Here is a 14,482-nt window from a genome sequence, read left to right as displayed (position 1 = left end):
CTTGACCAGTCTTCTTAGACATTACTTTTACCTTTAAATATATTTACAAAACCTGCCATAAGAGGCAATTGCGGCCATTTCAGAAACATTACTTATGGGAGGTACTTAGAAGGTTCGTCTTTGAAGCGGAATCGGATGATAACGTTTTTGGAGGAACTGCTTAACTCTAAACTCGAACATAAATAGGTCTGGATTACAGGCCGACTTGCATTTACTCATAAAAATGGTGAATGCACAAGAGGTTTATTGCAATAAATTCATCATTACGCCGAATTTATTTTTATCCCCCTGAATATACATGACTTAATTTAACGCTCGCCGCGGCCGATCCACCGCGTTCCTCTCCTCACCGGAGCATCATTTGCCCATCTGAGCGCTGCAAATGAGAGCTAACGCATAAAACTCTAATATGCTTGACGCTGCTATAACAAATCCCAAATCAGATGGCTAAACTTGAGGGGAAAACAAGGCAGACGGCTTTTTCGCCAGCACTTTTGCCGCTAAAAACACGATTTTTCAGATTATGCTGAATCAAGGAGCTATGCGCATGACCGCCCAGCAGTTCGTTTCACCTAATGAAATCCGCGCCAGATTCTCTCACGCGATGTCGGACATGTATCAAAAAGAGGTACCGCTGTACGGCGATCTGCTGGAGCTGGTGGCGGAAACCAACCGACAGGTTCTGCGCGAAGATGCCGCACTGGCTCATCAACTGCAAATCACCGGCGAGATCGAACGCCTGGCCATGGAGCGCCACGGCGCGATCCGGGTCGGTACGGCGGACGAACTGGCCACCCTGCGCCGCCTGTTCCGGGTGATGGGCATGGCGCCGGTCGGTTACTATGACCTATCGGTGGCGGGCGTTCCGGTACACTCCACCGCTTTTCGCGCCATACACGAAGACGCGCTGCAGATCAGTCCTTTCCGCGTGTTCACCTCCCTGCTGCGCCTGGAACTGATAGAAGATCCCGCGCTGCGTGCGCTGGCCGAGCGCTTGCTGGCGCGCCGCCGTATCTTTACCGATCGCGCGCTGGAGCTGATCGCGCTGCAGGAAGCGCAAGGCGGGCTGAATGAAGTGCAGGCGCAAGAATTTGTCGAACAAGCGCTGGAAACCTTCCGCTGGCACAACCAGGCGACGGTCAGCGCCGAAGAATACCGGCAGCTGCACGATCAGCATCGCCTGATCGCCGACGTGGTGGCGTTTAAAGGACCGCATATCAACCACCTGACACCACGCACGCTGGATATCGATCGCGTTCAGCAAGCGATGCCCGGCCGCGGTATTACGCCCAAAGCGGTCATCGAGGGCCCGCCTCGCCGCCGCCGCGCGATCCTGCTCCGCCAAACCAGCTTCAAAGCGCTGGAAGAAAGCGTCGATTTCGTTGAGCACGACGGCCACGCCGTCGCCGGTCACCATACCGCGCGCTTCGGCGAGATCGAACAACGCGGCGTGGCGCTAACGCCTAAAGGACGCGAACTTTACGACCGTTTGCTGCAGGCGACCAACGATGCGTTGCAGGCGCCGCCGAGCGAGAAGAATGCCGAGCGCTACTATCAACTGCTGGAGGAAAACTTCCGGGCGTTTCCGGATGATTACGCCACGCTGCGTGAGCAACAGCTGGCCTGGTTCCGCTATTTCCCGACCGAATGCGGCCTGGCGGCCAAAGAGTCGCTGGATAAGCACAGCACCCTGGAACAACTGCTCGAGAAAGAACACGTTCGCTTCCAGCCTCTGGTGTATGAAGATTTTCTGCCGGTCAGCGCGGCGGGGATTTTCCAGTCAAACCTGGGCGACAGCCGCCACGCGCAGTACAACGCCGCTTCCAGCCGGGCAGCGTTTGAACAAGCGTTGGGCAGTGAGGTGATCGACGAGCTGGCGCTGTATCAGCAAACCCAGCAGCGTTCGCTGGAAGCCTGCGCGCAAGCCTTGGGACTTGCCACGCTGGCATCCTGAGATTACTTAGTCAGCAGAGATTCGATATCCTGCAGCAATTGCTCAGCCTGAGCGGAAGGTAGCACCGCATCAACCGGCAAATACCACCAATTAGGCTGGGCAAAGGCGCGACACTTCACCGCGTCCTTCTCCGTCATCAACAGCGTTTGATCGGCTGCAACCAGCGCCGCCAGCTGTTCCTGCTGATATTCCTGATGATCGGCAAACGCCACTTCCTGTACGACTTCGACGTTCAACTTTTCCAACGTCGCGAAGAAACGCGGCGGATGGCCGATGCCGGCCATCGCCACCACGCGCGGCAGCTCAGCCGCCGGGCGACGTTCACCGCTCAGCAGGTTCACCGCATCACGCGCCTGCAGGCGCATGGCAATTTCCCCGGCCTGCGCCACGCCGCCATTGGCGACGCGCGCATCGACGCTGCCAAGCCGCGCGGCACGCTCGCGCATCGGCCCGGCCGGCAACCACCAGCCGTTGCCGAAACGACGCACGCCGTCGATGACCACCAGCTCGAAGTCACGCTGTAAAGCGTAGTGCTGCAAACCGTCGTCGGTGATGATCACATCCAGCGGCTGTTGTTGCAGCAGGGCCTGCACCGCCTCGGCTCGCTTGGGCGCGATCGCCACAGGCGCACCGGTACGTTGATAAATCAGCACCGGCTCATCGCCCGCCTCGCGGGTCGACGTATTCTGACCGAGCACCAGCGGATAAACCGCCGACTTGCCGCCGTAGCCGCGTGACACCACGCCAACGCGATAGCCCCGCTGTTGCAGGTGTTCCACCAGCCAAATCACCATCGGCGTTTTGCCGTTGCCGCCGGCGGTGAGGTTACCCACCACCACTACCGGCACCGGCGAACGCCAACTTTTACGCAGGCCGCAGCGGTAACTGAGACGGATCAGCCAACTGAACAAGCCATAGAGCCACGAGAGCGGCAATAGCGCCAGATAAAGCAACGAACCGCCGGACCAGATGCGCTCAATCATTATTGACCAAACTGCATGCGGTGCAGCTGCGCATAGGCGCCTTGGCGCTCAAGCAACTCGGCGTGTTCACCGCGTTCGACGATGCGGCCGTCCTCCACCACCAGGATCTCGTCCGCCTTCTCAATGGTCGACAGACGGTGCGCGATCACCAGTGAAGTTCGGTCTTTCTGCAGTTCGTCCAGCGCGGCCTGAATGGCCCGCTCGGACTCGGTATCCAGCGCAGAGGTCGCCTCATCCAGGATCAGGATCGGGCAGTCACGCAGCAGCGCGCGCGCGATGGCAATGCGCTGGCGTTGGCCGCCGGACAGCATCACGCCGTTTTCACCGATCACCGTATCCAGACCGTTTTCCATCTTGTTGATGAAGTCCATCGCGTACGCCATTTCCGCCGCTTTCTCAATCTGCTCGCGGCTGTATTCGCTCTCGCGCGCATAGGCGATGTTGTTGGCGATGGTGTCGTTGAACAGGTGCACGTTTTGCGAAACTAGAGCCACCTGATTGCGCAGCGAGGCCAGGGTATATTCACGCAGATCGTGGCCATCCATCAGGATTTCGCCTTCCTGAATATCGTAGAAGCGCGTCAGCAGGTTGGCGATGGTGGATTTACCCGAACCGGAACGGCCCACCAACGCGACGGTTTTGCCCTCGGCGATTTTCAGGTTGATATCACGCAGCGCCGGCGTTTCTTTGGCCGGGTAGTAGAAGGTGACGTTGCGGAATTCGATATCGCCTTTCGCACGCTTCACTTCGCGGGTGCCGGTGTCTTTTTCCTGTTCCATATCCAAAATGGAGAACAGCGTCTGACAGGCCGCCATCCCTCGCTGGAACTGGGCATTGACGTTGGTCAGCGACTTCAGCGGACGCATCAGCGCGATCATCGACGAGAACACCACGGTAATGGTGCCGGCGGTCAGGGTTTCCATCACGCTTGGGAAGCTGGCGGCAAACAGCACGAACGCCAGGGCCAGCGAAGCAATCAGTTGAATGATCGGATCGGAAATGGAAGACGCGGAGACCAGTTTCATGCCCTGTTGGCGCATGCGGTTGCTCACCGAGTTAAAACGCTCGGTTTCTACCTGCTGGCCACCGAAAATCAGCACTTCTTTATGGCCTTTCAGCATCTGTTCGGCGCTGGTGGTCACCTGCCCCATGGTGTTCTGCATGTTCTTGCTGATGTTGCGGAAACGCTTGGACACCAGGCGAATGGCGATGGAGACGATCGGTGCCAGCACGATCAGGATCACCGACAGCTGCCAGCTGTAGTAGAACATCATGATGAACAGGCCAATGATCGAGGCTCCTTCACGCACCACGGTCACCAGCGCGCTGGAAGAGGAGGAAGCCACCTGCTCGGAATCATAGGTAATGCGCGACAGTAAAGTCCCGGTGGACTGCTGATCGAAGAAGGCCACCGGCATTCTCATCATGTGGCCAAACAGACGGCGGCGCATTTGCATCACCACCATGCCGGAAACCCAGGAAATGCAGTAGCTTGAAACAAAGCTGGTCACGCCACGCATCAGCATCAGCGCAATCACCGCCAGCGGCATCCACACCAGCACGCTGCTGTCGGTTTTTCCAAACCCATCGTCCAATAACGGTTTAAGCAGAGACAGCATCAGCGTGTCCCCCGCTGCGTTCATAATCAACGCAATGGCGGCCACAATCAGCCCGGTCTTAAAAGGAGTGATCATCGGCCAGAGTCGACGGAACGTCTGCCAGGTCGAGAGATCTTTATCATTCATCATGCAAATACCAGCATCGGAAGAAATAGCGGCCTATTTTACTCATTATCGCCCTCTACGCCAAACCGCTGATGGTACCAACGGGGCATTAATTGTTCGCGAAAGCCTTTAATTTGCCAATCGTTGTCGAAAAAAAGTACCGATAACTGACCGGAGCGCGTCGTATCGCGCCATTGAATGCCATTTGCCCGGTATCTGGCGACCACTTTCCGCGCCGGCAATCGCCATTTGTTGTAACGCGATGCGGACGCCAGCGCCGCTTCGGGATTGACCGCGCGCAGAAACGGCGGCGTAGAAGACGTCTTGCTGCCGTGATGCCCCACCTGCAACACCGTGGCAGCCAAACGATCGCGCCGCAACCGTAACAGCTGCTCCTCCGCCTTCTTTTCCGCATCGCCGGTGAGCAGCAAACTGTATTGCCCATCGTCGATGCGGATAACGCAGGAGTCGTCATTGACCGGCCTTTTGCGCGTTTTCGGTGGCCACAGCACCTCGAATTGCAGCGATTGCCAGCGCCAACGCTCACCGGCGACGCAGGGCAAGTGTCCTTCCCCGCGTATCGGGCTGCGCACCGTCGCCTGAGGAAACGCCCGCCGCATCACCGGCAGCCCGCCGATATGATCGAGGTGAATATGGCTGATAATGATCTGCTCCAGTTCAATATTCCGCCAGTTCAGCATCGGTAAGATATGCCGTTCGGCGGCGCTGCCCGCGGGCCAACGATCGCCGGTATCGTACAGTATCCCCTTGCCGTTTTGCTCGATAACCACCGCCAACCCGTGCCCGACATCAAGCATATCGACGCGCCAGCGATAGTCCGGCGCTTTGCCACGCCACAACACACAGCATACCGCCACCGCCGCCAGCCCCGGCGCATAGCGCCACCACCAATGAAAACGCCAGCAGATAACGATAAGCCATCCCGCTATGCTGGCCAGCAGCGAGGCGGCTCCCAAATCCACCCAACCGCGTTGCAGGTAATGCAGCGGCACAAACACCCCGCTCAACGTGAAATCTGCCAACCACCAAAGCCCGTAACTTAGCGAGGGGAGGACGCCGCCGATCACCGCCAGCAAAATCAACGGCACCGTCACCAATGAGACGATGGGCACCGCCCAAAGATTGGCGGGCAGCGAGGTCAGCGTCAGACCTAAGAACAGCGCGACCTGCATCGGCACCAGCAACAACGTCATGCCCAGCTGAATATGCAGCCAGCGCACCGGCGCCCAATACCAGGCCGACCGGAATCGCTCACCGAGCGGCGCCCATTCAAACCAAAAAATCAAACACCCCACCGCCAGCACCGACAGCCAGAAACTGTCTGACAAAACCGCCAACGGATCGCACAGCAAAATCAGCCCGATACACCACAACCACACTTGCCAGGAAGAACAATGAACGCCGCGCAAGCGCAGCAGCATCCACAGCGTCATCGCCAACGCGGTACGCACCGCCGGCGGCTGGGCGCCCACCAACCAAACATAGATCAGCGTCGCCACCCAGCCTGCGACCAATGGAAAGCGATAGCCAATCAAATGGGCGGGCAGAAAAAACTGCAGCGCGCGCAACGCGGCCCAGAACAAAATGGCGACCATCGCCACATGCAACCCTGAAATGGCCATCAGATGAGCGATGCCGGTTTTCAGCATCAGCGTGCGCAAAGCCTGCTCCAGCGCGGTTCGTTCCCCAAACGCCAGCGCCAGCAATACCGCCTTGTAACGCAATTCACCGATGTTGGTTTCCGCATGGCTGATGATACGCTGGCGCAGCCCGCAATCGCCATCCAGCAAACGAGCCTGCCTGACCCGGCCCGTCAACGGCTGACGCTGGGCGATCGCCCAACGTTGGCTGTCAAATCCGCCTTCATTGAGCTTGCCATGTACCGGCCGCAGGCGCAGTTTCAATTGCCAACGCTGCCCGGCGCATAGCCGCTGCTGTTCGGGAGCCCACGTCGTGGTAAACGCCAGCGCAGGCGCCAACCAATGACCGTCGACCCGCTCGATGCGCATCAGCGTCTGTTTACTGGCGGCGGGCTCCAGCGCGACGCTGCTCACCTGCACCACCGCCGTCACGTCCGGCATGCGAGTTAAGCGATCCATTTGCCCGATCAGGCTGCCGGCGTTGAAAACCGCCCATATGAATCCCAATCCCAGGCAGGCCAAATAGCGGCAGAATGGCCTGCGCGTGCGCAGCAGTAAACAGACAACAAGCACGAGCGGCCACAGCTGCCATTGCTCAGGCAACTGCGGTAAAACCAACAGCGGCAGGATGCCGCAGATAACGGCGAATATCGCCAGATCCAGCGAAATTTTGATCGCTCTTCTCCCATCGGCTCAGCCATGAGCAAAAGCGCATCACGGCAAGCAAGCAGGATCATTCAGGCGACATGTCACCGCCAGCGGGTTTTAACGAAGATGCGGTGAACATGGCAGGATAAGAGAGATCTATGCAGGAGCCACATCGTAAATGCGGCGTAGTACGCAACTCGCGAGCATATCGCGGAGAAGTGCAGGCGAAAAAAAAACGGCGCCTTACAGGCACCGTTTTATATTCTTTTCAAGCAACAACGCTATGATCAGTCAGCGACTAGCCATAGATATTGGCGCGGTCACGCAACTCTTTGCCTGGTTTGAAGTGAGGAACGTATTTGCCGTCCAGCTCTACTTTGTCACCGGTTTTCGGGTTGCGGCCTACACGCGGGGCACGGTAGTGAAGAGAAAAACTGCCGAATCCGCGGATCTCAATGCGTTCGCCCTCGGCCAGCGTTGCGGCCATGTGCTCAAGCATCTCTTTCACTGCATCCTCAACGGCCTTCGCCGGAATATGAGATTGCTGGCCAGCAAGTCTTTCAATAAGTTCAGACTTGGTCATAGTACCTCCAAGCTTTGCAGCTAAACTACCGTATCGGGGCGGTCAGCGACCGCCCCCCGTCATTACTCGCCTTTAGCCGCTTTGAAAGCTTCAGCCATTGCGTTAGAGAAGTTGCCTTCTTCCTGTTTGTTGTTAACAGTTGCGATGGCGTCTTTCTCGTCAGCTTCGTCCTTAGCACGTACGGACAGGCTTACAACGCGGTTCTTACGGTCAACGCCGGTGAATTTAGCTTCAACTTCGTCACCTACGTTCAGAACCAGAGTTGCATCTTCAATGCGGTCGCGAGAGGCTTCAGATGCACGCAGGTAACCTTCTACGCCGCCTGCCAATTCAACTGTAGCACCTTTGGCGTCAACTGCAGTGACTTTACCAGTAACAATAGCACCTTTCTTGTTCATAGACAGGTAGTTATTGAACGGGTCTTCAGCCAGTTGCTTCACGCCCAGGGAGATACGCTCGCGCTCTGCGTCAACTTGCAGAACAACCGCAGCGATTTCGTCGCCTTTCTTGTATTCACGTACTGCTTCTTCGCCTGCAACGTTCCAGGAGATGTCAGACAGGTGAACCAGGCCGTCGATGCCGCCGTCCAGGCCGATGAAGATACCGAAGTCAGTGATAGACTTGATTTTACCTTCAACGCGGTCGCCCTTGTTGTGGGTTTCTGCGAACTGCTGCCATGGGTTGGATTTGCACTGCTTCAGGCCCAGGGAGATACGACGACGTTCTTCATCGATGTCCAGAACCATCACTTCCACTACGTCGCCCACGTTAACAACTTTGGACGGATGGATGTTTTTGTTGGTCCAATCCATTTCAGAAACGTGTACCAGACCTTCAACGCCTTCTTCGATTTCTACGAAGCAGCCGTAATCAGTCAGGTTGGTTACACGGCCAGTCAGCTTGGTGCCTTCTGGGTAACGTTTCGCGATAGCAACCCATGGATCTTCGCCCAGCTGTTTCAGGCCCAGGGATACACGAGTACGCTCGCGGTCGAACTTCAGCACTTTAACAGTGATTTCATCGCCAACATTGACGATTTCGCTTGGGTGCTTAACGCGTTTCCAAGCCATGTCAGTGATGTGCAGCAGGCCGTCTACGCCGCCCAGATCAACGAATGCACCGTAGTCAGTGAGGTTCTTAACGATACCTTTAACTTCCATGCCTTCCTGCAGGTTTTCCAGCAGTTGATCGCGCTCAGCGCTGTTCTCGGATTCGATAACCGCACGGCGAGAAACGACAACGTTGTTGCGCTTCTGATCCAGCTTGATGACTTTGAACTCAAGCTCTTTGCCTTCCAGGTGCAGAGTGTCACGTACCGGACGCACGTCAACCAGGGAACCTGGCAGGAACGCGCGGATGCCGTTCAGCTCGACGGTGAAGCCACCCTTCACTTTGCCGTTGATAACACCGGTTACAGTCTCAGCTTCTTCGTAGGCTTTTTCCAGCGTGATCCAAGCTTCGTGACGCTTAGCTTTCTCACGGGACAGCAGGGTTTCACCGAAGCCGTCTTCAACAGCATCCAGAGCAACGTCAACTTCGTCACCAACCTGGATTTCCAGCTCGCCCTGGGCGTTTTTGAATTGCTCAGCCGGGATGGCAGACTCAGATTTCAGACCGGCGTCAACCAGTACGATATCTTTGTCGATAGCAACAACGACGCCACGAACGATGGAACCCGGGCGGGTTTCGATTTCTTTTAAGGATTCTTCAAAGAGTTGAGCGAAAGATTCAGTCATGTTGTTAATCTTCAGGGTTCTTTAGTTTAACGTCCATTTAGCGTCCCGCCGAATGGGGTTGTTTCACATACCCCGCCATTGGCTCCATGCCGACAGGGTTTAAGGTTACAGGGGTAAAATTTTACCCGATATATTGCGATACCGCTATGACAAATATGACAAAAAGCCAATAGCGCCGCCGCGCTTATTGCTGCGGCAACGCCAACACTTTCTGTGCATACGTCAACGCCTGCTGGATCACTTCCTCTATCGACATGCTGGTAGAATCCAGCACGAGGGCGTCAGAAGCGGGCACCAGAGGCGCGATAGGCCGATTACGGTCACGGTCGTCCCGTTCCTTTATCTCGGCTAAAAGACGTTCAAAGTTAACATTAAAGCCCTTCTCCTGCAACTGCAGCATGCGGCGGTGCGCGCGCTCCTCCGAGCTGGCGTCGAGGAAAATCTTGACCGGCGCGTCCGGGAACACCACCGTGCCCATGTCGCGGCCATCGGCAATCAGGCCGGGCGCCTCGCGAAACGCGCGCTGGCGGCGCAGCAACGCCTCGCGCACGCGCGGAAACGCCGCCGCTTGCGACGCGGTGTTGCCGACGGTTTCGGTGCGGATCTCATTGCTGACGTCCTCACCTTCCAAAATCACCTGCAGCTTGCCGTCCTGGGCAACGAAGCGAACATCGAGATGTGCGGCCAGCGGAACCAGCGCTTCCTCAGAAGTGATATCCACCTGATGATGCAACGCCGCCAGCGCCAGCACGCGGTAGATCGCGCCGGAATCCAGCAAACGCCAACCAAGGGACTCAGCCAACGCTTTACACAGCGTGCCTTTGCCTGCGCCACTTGGTCCATCAACGGTTATCACCGGGGCTGTAGCCGTCATTTCTCTCTCCTTCAGGTAGAAAACCTCACAGAGACACGGCGCGCTTCGACTCGAAGCCCGTGCGCTCTGCCACCTGCCCAATCAGGGGCAAATACGGTGGCGTATTATACGCTGCCCTACGGCAATCTGTTACCCTGGAACTGTCCGGTTGTTGAAAATAAGCGCACAACCGCGAAAAAGTATAGAAGAAACGCCGGTCGCCGAAGGTTAAAAACGATAAAGGCCCACAAAGGGGCCTTAAAAGAAACGATTTGACGGGTTACTACGCCGGCTGGCTGATGCGCGCCAACTGCTCGAAATAATCCGGGAAGGTTTTCGCGGTGCATTTCGGATCGAGAATGGTGACCGGCGTATCCGACAGCGCCACCAGCGAGAAGCACATCGCCATGCGGTGATCGTTGTAGGTGCCGATCTCGGCGAACTGCAGTTTGGCCGGCGGCACGACGTGAATGTAGTCTTCGCCTTCGTCCACTTCCGCCCCCACTTTACGCAACTCGGTAGCCATCGCCGCCAGACGGTCGGTCTCCTTCACCCGCCAGTTGTAGATATTGCGGATGGTGGTCGGCCCCTCGGCGAACAACGCCGCGGTGGCGATGGTCATCGCCGCGTCCGGAATGTGGTTCATGTCCATGTCGATGCCGCGCAGTTCACCGCGGCTGCACTCGATGAAATCGTCGCCCCAGGTGATGCGCGCGCCCATTTTCTCCAGCACGTCGGCGAACTTGGTGTCGCCCTGCACGCTTTTGCGGCCGATGCCGGTCACGCGCACGGTGCCGCCCTTGATCGCCGCCGCCGCCAGGAAGTAAGAGGCGGAAGAAGCGTCGCCCTCAACCAGGTAGTCGCCCGGCGCGATATACGTCTGGCGCCCCTGGATATGGAATACCCGGTAGTTGTCGTGGCTCACCGATACGCCGAAGGTGCGCATCAGATGCAGCGTGATGTCGATGTAGGGCTTGGAAACCAGCTCGCCCTTGATGTGGATCTGCGTATCCTGCGGCGCCAGGGGCGCGGTCATCAGCAACGCGGTCAGGAACTGGCTGGAGACGCTGCCGTCAACGGTGACGTCGCCGCCCTGGAAACCGCCGCGCAGGCGAATCGGCGGGTAATCGGTCTGCTCGAGGTAATCAATCTGCGCCCCGCCCTGGCGCAACGCGTCCACCAGATGGCCGATCGGGCGTTCTTTCATGCGGGGTTCCCCGGTCAGCACCACATCACCTTCACCAAGGCACAGCGCCGCCGCCAGTGGGCGCATCGCGGTGCCGGCATTGCCGAGGAACAGTTCCAGCGGTTGGTTGGCCACCAACGGCCCGGCCACGCCGGTCACTTCACACACGGTGCGGTCGGCGGAAAGCCGGTAGTTCACGCCCAACGCCTGCAGCGCATTCAGCATATGACGCACATCGTCGCTGTCCAGCAGGTTGGTCAGCCGGGTCGTTCCCTCCGCCAGCGCCGCCAGCAGCAGAGCGCGGTTAGAAACGCTCTTCGAGCCGGGTAAGTTGACGGTGCCATTGACCAGGGCGACCGGTTGTAACGTCAGGGAATCCACCATGTGAACAAAACTCTCCAATTCTGATAAACGAAACGGCTCCGGAATAATGCCGGAGCCGCTTTAATGCAAAAGGACAACAGCCTGAGCAGCCCGCGCCTGGCGGGCTGACGGAATCAACCGTGACGACGTTCGAAGTCGGTCATGAAGTCGGTCAGCGCCTGCACGCCGGCCAGCGGCATGGCATTGTAAATAGAAGCACGCATGCCGCCAACTACCCGGTGGCCTTTCAGCGCCTGCAGGCCGATGGCCTCGGCTTCGCTGAGGAACACCTTGTCCAGCGCCGCATCGGCCAGCTGGAACGGCACGTTCATCCAGGAACGGTTGGCGATCGCCACCTGGCTGCGGTAGAAGTCGGATTTATCGATGGTCGCGTACAGCAGCTCGGCCTTGGCCTGATTGCGTTTTTGCATCTCCACCAGGCCGCCCTGCTCTTTCAGCCATTTGAACACCAGCCCGGACAAGTACCAGGCGAAGGTTGGCGGGGTGTTGAACATCGAGTCGTTCTCGGCCAGCACGGTGTAATCGAGGATAGACGGCACTTCTTTGCGCGCCTTGCCCAGCAGATCGTCGCGCACGATCACCAGCGTCAGGCCGGCCGGGCCGATATTTTTCTGCGCGCCGGCGTAAATCACGCCGAAGCGGCTGACGTCGAGCGGGCGGGACAGAATGGTCGAGGAGTAATCGCCGATCACAACTTTGTCGCCGAAGTCCGGCGTTTCATCGATGGCCACGCCGTCGATGGTTTCATTCGGGCAATAATGCACGTAAGCCGCGTCGTTGCTCAGCTGCCACTCTTTCATCGGCTTGATGCCGCTCAGGCCGTCGATGCGGGTTTTCACGTCGATGACGTTCGGGGTGCAATACTTTTCCGCTTCCTTGATGGCGCTGTGCGCCCAATAACCGCCGTCGATGTAGTCGGCGGTGGCCTTGTCGCCCAGCAGGTTCAGCGGCAGCGCGGCGAATTGTGCGCGGGCGCCGCCGTGGCAAAACAGCACTTTATAGTTGGAGGGGACTTTCAGCAGATCGCGCAGATCCTGTTCCGCCTGCTCGGCAACGGCGATGAATTCTTTGCTGCGGTGGCTGATCTCCATCACTGACGTGCCCAGGCCGTGCCAATTGCACAGTTCCTGTTCCGCACGACGCAACACTTCCACCGGCAGCATCGCCGGGCCAGAGCTAAAATTATAAACCTGAGTCATTTCCCCTCACCACATTCACTGTTCGCCGCAGAAAAGCGACCTGTCGAAAAGATGCCCGAAGCTAACGCTCGCGTTAACCAACCCATCGGTTTTATCACTCACGCCCCATGGCTGCAACGCTTATTCGCCCGTCGGCGGCAAACGGTCGCGCCGGGTGATGACAGGCTCTGCGGCCGTCGCGATTGTTTGGACGATAAAACCCTGCGACATGGGGAAATTCAGCGGGTTAACGCGGTGTTTTATGCTGTATTCAGCCGAGATGGCTGCGGGAGCCCGGACGGCCCCCGCAGGAGAGAAAACGATCAGTACTGATTGAACATCTGCTGGATCTGCTTCGCGTCTTTGGTTTGCGTCAGCGCCAGCTGCAGCAGAATGCGCGCTTTTTGCGGATTCAGCGTGCCGGCGGCCACGAAGCCGTATTTGGCGTCGTCCACTTCCGCATCCTCGGTGGTCGCGCCGGTCGGCACGCGCGAAGAACGCACCACCGCCACGCCGTTGTGCGCCGCCGTCGCCAAGGTGTCGAACACGGTTTTATACAGGTTACCGTTGCCGACCCCGGCGCTGACGATGCCCTGATATCCTTCGGCGATCAGCGCCTTGGCCGGCGCATCGGAGGCGTTGGCGTAGTTGTAGACGATGCCGACCTTCGGCAGCTCGTTCAGCTTGCTGACGTCGAACGGCGTCTCCCGGGTATGCTTGCGCTGCGGCGAACGCTGGTAATCGATCTTGCCGTTGTGGATGTACCCCAGCGGGCCGAAGTTCGGCGACTGGAAGGTCTGCACGGCGGTGGTATTGGTCTTGGTGACGTCGCGCGCGTCCAGCACGGTGTCGTTCATCGCCACCAGCACCCCGCGGTTGGCCGATTGCGGATCCGCCGCCGTCACCACCGCGTTATACAGGTTGAACGGGCCGTCGGCGCTCATCGCCGTCGCTGGCCGCATCGCCCCGACCAGCACCACCGGCTTGTCGCACTTCACCGTCAGATCGAGGAAATAGGCCGTCTCTTCCAGCGTATCGGTACCGTGGGTGATGACGAAGCCGTCGGTTTTGCCGCAGTCGGCGTCAATTTTCTTCACCAGCGTCAGCCAGACCTGATCGTTCATGTCCTGCGAGCCGATGTTCACCACCTGCTCCCCCCGCACGTTGGCGATGTTTTTCAACGCCGGCACCGCATCGACCAGCGCCTCGACGCCCAGCTTGCCCGCGGTATAGTTGGACTTCGTCGCCGAATCGCCGCCGCCGGCGATGGTGCCGCCGGTCGCCAGCAGGGTGATGTTGGGCAGCGCCAGCGCCGAAGCGCTGACGCCGGTCAACAAGAGGGTTAACACGCTGAGTTTCACTGATTTCATTAGATTTCTCCGTGACAGATAACTCGCTGAATTATGGCCTTTATCCTTAAAAAAACTGTGACTTTGCCACCGCTTTAGGAATACGTGGAGCTCCAGCGTAAAACCCCGTATCATTGCGCGTTTTTAGTACGCGCAAAAAGTGAAGACAATGACGCAAACTTTTATCCCCGGTAAAGACGCCGCCCTGGAAGACTCCATCGCCCGTTTCCAGCAGAAACTGAG

General features: G+C 58.0%; 11 protein-coding genes. 2 read left to right on the top strand and 9 right to left on the bottom strand.

Translation table 11 applies throughout. The features are described 5' to 3' along the window. The first annotated feature begins 547 nt into the window (after positions 1-547). Complete coding sequence (gene hglS, locus ADK28_RS02090) at positions 548-1,954, top strand: 2-oxoadipate dioxygenase/decarboxylase HglS (protein ID WP_048794756.1); 1,407 nt, start codon at positions 548-550, stop codon at positions 1,952-1,954. Positions 1,955-1,956: 2 nt separating this feature from the next. On the opposite strand, the gene lpxK is transcribed toward hglS, so the two are convergent. The 9 genes from lpxK to ansB all read right to left on the bottom strand — a co-directional run bounded on the left by lpxK (position 1,957) and on the right by ansB (position 14,260). Then, positions 1,957-2,937: a tetraacyldisaccharide 4'-kinase gene (gene lpxK, locus ADK28_RS02085; RefSeq protein WP_016928316.1), complete on the bottom strand. Its 981-nt coding sequence runs from the start codon at positions 2,935-2,937 to the stop codon at positions 1,957-1,959. Further along, positions 2,937-4,685 carry a lipid A ABC transporter ATP-binding protein/permease MsbA gene (msbA, locus tag ADK28_RS02080; protein ID WP_021504329.1) on the bottom strand — a complete coding sequence of 583 codons (1,749 nt, stop codon included), beginning with the start codon at positions 4,683-4,685 and terminating at the stop codon, positions 2,937-2,939. The genes lpxK and msbA overlap by 1 nt, the downstream gene beginning before the upstream one ends. Positions 4,686-4,720: 35 nt before the next feature. Then, positions 4,721-6,991 carry a ComEC family protein gene (locus ADK28_RS02075; protein WP_082172236.1) on the bottom strand — a complete coding sequence of 757 codons (2,271 nt, stop codon included), beginning with the start codon at positions 6,989-6,991 and terminating at the stop codon, positions 4,721-4,723. Between the two features lie 277 nt (positions 6,992-7,268). Continuing rightward, the gene (gene ihfB, locus ADK28_RS29595) at positions 7,269-7,553 is read right to left on the bottom strand and encodes an integration host factor subunit beta (RefSeq protein WP_004928264.1); all 285 of its coding nucleotides are present in this window, start codon (positions 7,551-7,553) and stop codon (positions 7,269-7,271) included. Positions 7,554-7,615: 62 nt separating this feature from the next. Continuing rightward, the gene (gene rpsA, locus ADK28_RS02065) at positions 7,616-9,289 is read right to left on the bottom strand and encodes a 30S ribosomal protein S1 (RefSeq protein WP_004928267.1); all 1,674 of its coding nucleotides are present in this window, start codon (positions 9,287-9,289) and stop codon (positions 7,616-7,618) included. Between the two features lie 184 nt (positions 9,290-9,473). After that, positions 9,474-10,163: a (d)CMP kinase gene (gene cmk / locus ADK28_RS02060; protein ID WP_028127992.1), complete on the bottom strand. Its 690-nt coding sequence runs from the start codon at positions 10,161-10,163 to the stop codon at positions 9,474-9,476. Between the two features lie 262 nt (positions 10,164-10,425). Next, a complete protein-coding gene (gene aroA / locus ADK28_RS02055) occupies positions 10,426-11,712 on the bottom strand; it encodes a 3-phosphoshikimate 1-carboxyvinyltransferase (protein ID WP_016928320.1) in 1,287 nt (428 codons plus the stop codon). 113 nt (positions 11,713-11,825) lie between these two features. Further along, a complete protein-coding gene (gene serC / locus ADK28_RS02050; protein ID WP_028127991.1) occupies positions 11,826-12,911 on the bottom strand; it encodes a 3-phosphoserine/phosphohydroxythreonine transaminase in 1,086 nt (361 codons plus the stop codon). A gap of 302 nt (positions 12,912-13,213) precedes the next feature. Then, on the bottom strand, positions 13,214-14,260 hold the full coding sequence (gene ansB / locus ADK28_RS02045; RefSeq protein ID WP_033640816.1) for an L-asparaginase 2: 1,047 nt from the start codon (positions 14,258-14,260) through the stop codon (positions 13,214-13,216). Positions 14,261-14,408: 148 nt separating this feature from the next. On the opposite strand from ansB, the gene ADK28_RS33515 reads away from it, so the two are divergent. Then, positions 14,409-14,482 (top strand): hypothetical protein (locus ADK28_RS33515; protein WP_414711739.1); only part of this gene is annotated, 74 nt, incomplete at its 3' end.

Source organism: Serratia sp. 506_PEND (genome assembly GCF_001076875.1).
Lineage (GTDB): Bacteria > Pseudomonadota > Gammaproteobacteria > Enterobacterales > Enterobacteriaceae > Serratia > Serratia marcescens.
The sequence above is the reverse complement of the archived record's forward strand: the minus strand, read 5'-3'. Positions and strand labels throughout refer to the sequence as shown.

Excerpts from the sequence above, each read along its gene's own strand:
- hglS (WP_048794756.1), top strand. The coding sequence starts at position 548 with ATGACCGCCCAGCAGTTCGTTTCACCTAATGAAATCCGCGCCAGATTC.
- lpxK (WP_016928316.1), bottom strand. The coding sequence starts at position 2,937 with ATGATTGAGCGCATCTGGTCCGGCGGTTCGTTGCTTTATCTGGCGCTA.
- msbA (WP_021504329.1), bottom strand. The coding sequence starts at position 4,685 with ATGATGAATGATAAAGATCTCTCGACCTGGCAGACGTTCCGTCGACTC.
- ihfB (WP_004928264.1), bottom strand. The coding sequence starts at position 7,553 with ATGACCAAGTCTGAACTTATTGAAAGACTTGCTGGCCAGCAATCTCAT.
- rpsA (WP_004928267.1), bottom strand. The coding sequence starts at position 9,289 with ATGACTGAATCTTTCGCTCAACTCTTTGAAGAATCCTTAAAAGAAATC.
- cmk (WP_028127992.1), bottom strand. The coding sequence starts at position 10,163 with ATGACGGCTACAGCCCCGGTGATAACCGTTGATGGACCAAGTGGCGCA.
- aroA (WP_016928320.1), bottom strand. The coding sequence starts at position 11,712 with ATGGTGGATTCCCTGACGTTACAACCGGTCGCCCTGGTCAATGGCACC.
- serC (WP_028127991.1), bottom strand. The coding sequence starts at position 12,911 with ATGACTCAGGTTTATAATTTTAGCTCTGGCCCGGCGATGCTGCCGGTG.
- ansB (WP_033640816.1), bottom strand. The coding sequence starts at position 14,260 with ATGAAATCAGTGAAACTCAGCGTGTTAACCCTCTTGTTGACCGGCGTC.